Origin of the sequence: Streptomyces sp. NPDC000151, assembly GCF_040301705.1 — a bacterium.
Taxonomy (GTDB): Bacteria; Actinomycetota; Actinomycetes; order Streptomycetales; family Streptomycetaceae; genus Streptomyces.
Genome location: NZ_JBEPFC010000271.1, coordinates 1 through 3887, shown reverse-complemented (window position 1 = coordinate 3887; position 3887 = coordinate 1). Strand labels below are relative to the sequence as shown.

The 3887-nt window shown below is 73.9% G+C and carries 3 protein-coding genes and 1 pseudogene; all 4 read left to right on the top strand.

The genetic code is table 11. From position 1 onward, the window contains the following. The coding region (locus tag ABT381_RS35295) for an HAD-IC family P-type ATPase (RefSeq protein WP_351602064.1) at positions 1-543 on the top strand (543 nt) is incomplete at its 5' end. Positions 544-704: 161 nt separating this feature from the next. Next, on the top strand, positions 705-2597 hold the full coding sequence (locus ABT381_RS35290) for an ABC transporter ATP-binding protein (RefSeq protein ID WP_351602061.1): 1893 nt from the start codon (positions 705-707) through the stop codon (positions 2595-2597). 62 nt (positions 2598-2659) lie between these two features. Then, entirely contained in the window at positions 2660-3151 is a 492-nt protein-coding gene (locus ABT381_RS35285) for a nuclear transport factor 2 family protein (RefSeq protein WP_351602058.1), read from the top strand. Positions 3152-3282: 131 nt separating this feature from the next. Further along, positions 3283-3887: pseudogene (locus ABT381_RS35280) on the top strand (apolipoprotein N-acyltransferase); the annotation flags it as partial.

Below are 3887 nucleotides of genomic sequence, written 5' to 3'. Positions count from 1 at the left end.
GGCGCGCCCGGGGCCGTGGCCCGGCTGCGCACTCTGGCCGGCGCCGAGCCCGCCCTGCTGACCGGCGACAACGCGCGTACCGCGGCGCTGACCGCCGCCGAGTCGGGGATGACGGACGTACGGGCCGGGCTGCTGCCCGAGGACAAGGTGGCCGCGGTGCGCGGCTGGCAGGAGCAGGGCGAGCGGGTGCTGGTCGTGGGCGACGGCGTCAACGACGCGCCCGCGCTGGCCGCCGCCGACAGCGGCGTGGCGATGGGCCGGGCCGGTTCGGACCTGGCGCTGGAGACGGCCGACGCGGTGGTCGTGCGGGACGAGATCGGCGCCGTGCCCACCGTCGTGGCGCTCTCCCGGCGCGCCCGGAAGCTGGTGACCCAGAACCTCGTCATCGCGTCGGTCTGCATCGGCGGCCTGGTGGTCTGGGACCTGGCCGGCCACCTGCCGCTGCCGCTGGGCGTGCTGGGGCACGAGGGCTCGACCGTACTGGTGGGGCTGAACGGGCTGCGGCTGCTGCGGGCCGCGGCATGGCGCCGGGCGGCAGTCTGAACGCCCGCGCCCCGGCGCCGGAAGGAAATACTCAAGGAGTACCCGAAAGGGTCCTGCCGAGGGAAGCAGTTGACCTCAACATTGGTTGAGGTCATAGCTTCCTGATGTGTCGCCGGTCGCTCGGACCCGCGACGGACGACCGCGCACCCCGGAGGACCGCAATGGACATGGAAGTCACCGCCTGGCATTCGCTGCACAGCACCATCACCGCGCAGCAGGACCGGCGTCCCTTCTCCCGGGAGACCGTGCGCCGCATCGCGGCCTTCGCCCGCCCGCACCGCCGCCACCTGGTCGCGTTCCTGCTGCTCAGCACGGTGACGGCGATGCTGGCCGTGGCCACTCCGCTGCTGGCAGGCCGGGTCGTCGACGCGATCGTGCACCGCTCCTCCACGGACCTGGTGCTCGGCCTGTCCGGCCTGATCGCCGCCATCGCGGTCGCCGAAGCGGGCCTCGGGCTGGTCACCCGCTGGCTGTCAGCGACCATCGGCGAGGGCCTGATCCTGGACCTGCGGACGACCGTGTACGACCACGTCCAGCGGATGCCCGTCGCGTTCTTCACCCGCACCCGCACCGGCGCCCTGGTCAGCCGGCTCAACAACGACGTCATCGGCGCGCAGCGGGCGTTCAGCGACACGCTCTCCCAGGTCGTCGGCAACATCGTCACGCTGATCCTGACGCTGGTCGTGATGCTGGGCCTGTCCTGGCAGATCACCCTGATCGCCCTCGTGCTGCTCCCGGTGTTCGTACTGCCGGCGCGGCGCGTCGGGCGGCGCCTCGCGCAGCTGCGCCGGGAGGCCGCCGACCACAACGCCACGATGGGCACGCAGATGACCGAGCGGTTCTCCGCGCCCGGCGCGACGCTGGTCAAGCTCTTCGGGCGGCCCGAGCGGGAGTCCGCCGAATTCGCCGCGCGGGCGCGCCGGGTGCGCGACATCGGCGTCCGTACCGCCATGGTGCAGACGTTCTTCGTCACCGCGCTCACGCTCGTCTCCGCGCTCGCGCTGGCCGTCGTCTACGGGCTCGGCGGCTACCTCGCCCTGCGCGGCAGCCTGGAACCCGGCGCGATCGTGTCCCTCGCCCTGCTGCTGACCCGGCTCTACGCGCCGCTGACCGCGCTGTCCGGCGCCCACGTCGAGGTCATGAGCGCCCTGGTGAGCTTCGAGCGGGTCTTCGAGGTACTGGACCTGAAGCCGCTCATCAGCGAGAAGCCGGACGCCCGCACGGTGCCCGACGGCCCGCTGGCCGTGGAGTTCGACGGCGTACGCTTCGGCTACCCGGCCGCCGACAAGGTCTCCCTCGCCTCCCTCGAAGAGGTCGCGACGCTCGACACCCGGGGCGGCGACGAGGTCCTGCACGACGTGTCCTTCCGGGCCGAGCCGGGCCAGATGGTCGCGCTGGTCGGCTCCTCCGGCGCCGGCAAGTCCACCATCGCGCAGCTGCTGCCGCGGCTGTACGACACGGACGAGGGCGCCGTGCGCATCGGCGGCGTGGACGTGCGCGACCTGTCGGCCGCCTCGCTGCGCGGCACCCTCGGCATGGTCACCCAGGACGGCCACCTCTTCCACGACTCGCTCCGCGCGAACCTGCTGCTCGCCCGGCCCGAGGCCACCGAGGAGGAGCTGTGGGACGTACTGCGCCGGGCCCGCCTGGACGGCCTGATCGCCTCGCTGCCGGACGGCCTGGACACGGTCGTCGGCGAGCGCGGGTACCGGCTCTCCGGCGGTGAGCGGCAGCGGCTGACCATCGCCCGGCTGCTGCTGGCCCGCCCTCGGGTGGTCATCCTCGACGAGGCCACGGCGCACCTGGACAACACCTCCGAGGCCGCGGTGCAGGAAGCGCTGACCGAGGCGCTGGCGGGGCGCACCTCCCTGGTGATCGCCCACCGGCTGTCCACCGTGCGGGCCGCCGACGTCATCCTCGTGATCGAGGACGGCCGGATCGCGGAGCGCGGCAGCCACGAGGAGCTGCTCGCCGCGGGCGGGCGTTACGAAGAGCTGTACCGCACCCAGTTCGACCAGTCCCCGGCCCCGCAGCAGGCGGCAACGGTCAACTGATTCGCCGTCACCGGCCGGTCCCGCCCCTTGGCGGCGACCGGCCGATGCCGAACACTCGGAGGGTGACTCAGCGCGCTGAACACTCGACCGTCATGGACCGCCTCGCGATCGACGACCTCATCACCTGTTACGCCCACGCCGTGGACGACGGCGACTGGCCCGCGTACCGGGAGCTCTTCACTAAGGACGGCCGGGCGGACTACCGCTCGGCCGGCGGCATCGAGGGCAGCGGCGAGGAGATCGCCGGCTGGCTCGCGGAGATGATGCGCCACTTCCCCGTCCGCCAGCATCTGATCGTCAACCGCCGGATCATCCAGGCCACCCGGGACGGCGCCCCCGGCGACACCGCCACCGTACGCGCCGACTACCTCAACCCGATGCGGCTCGCGGACCCGGCCGGCGCCGTCCCCGTCGACCACGGCGCGGTGGCACCGAACTACACCTGCGGCGGCCGTTACGCCTTCACCGTCCACCGCACCCCGGAGGGCTGGCGGCTGGCGGAGGTCGTCGTCCACGAGAAGTGGCGCCAGGTGGTGCCGAAGGGCAAGGAATGAGGCCCGGACGGGGACGTCCCCGGTGAGGTCTCCCCCGCACGGCTTGCTCCGGAGACCGCCTCGCCGCGCCCCCTGTGCATGATCGCCCTCGTGGCGCACACTGGGCGTCCGACCCGAGAGGGGGACACGGCATGCGCCGCCCGGCAGGCGAGAAGGACCCGAGCCCCGGCTCCCCCTGGTGGCGCGCCGTCGCCGCCGTGGTGGCCGGCGCGCTGCCGGCCCTGTGCTTCCCGGCGCCCGGGCTGTGGTGGCTCGCGTACGTCGTCCTGGTCCCCTGGCTGGCACTGCCGGCCACCGCCCGCACGCCCCGGCGCGCCGCCCTGGAGGGCTGGCTGGGCGGCACCGGCTTCATGCTGGCGGTGCACCACTGGCTGCTGCCGAGCCTGCACGTCTTCCTGCTCGTACTGGCCGCGCTGCTCGGCGCGCTGTGGGCGCCGTGGGGCGTGCTCGTCCGCGATCTGCTGCGCGGGCGGCCGGGACCCGCGCGGTGCGCGGCCGCGCTGCTGCTCGTGCCGTGCGGCTGGCTGCTGGTCGAACTGGTGCGGTCCTGGGAGTACTTGGGCGGGCCGTGGGGCGTGCTCGGCGCGAGCCAGTGGCAGGTGGCGCCCGCGCTGCGGCTCGCCTCGCTCGGCGGCGTCTGGCTGCTGACGCTGCTGCTCGTCGCCGTGAACACCGCGCTGACCGTGCTGCTGCTGTCCCCCGCCGCCCGCCGGGCCGCGCTCGGCGGGCTGCTGGC

Bases quoted from the DNA above. Each gene is read 5' to 3' on its own strand.
- ABT381_RS35290 (WP_351602061.1), top strand. From the start codon at position 705: ATGGACATGGAAGTCACCGCCTGGCATTCGCTGCACAGCACCATCACC.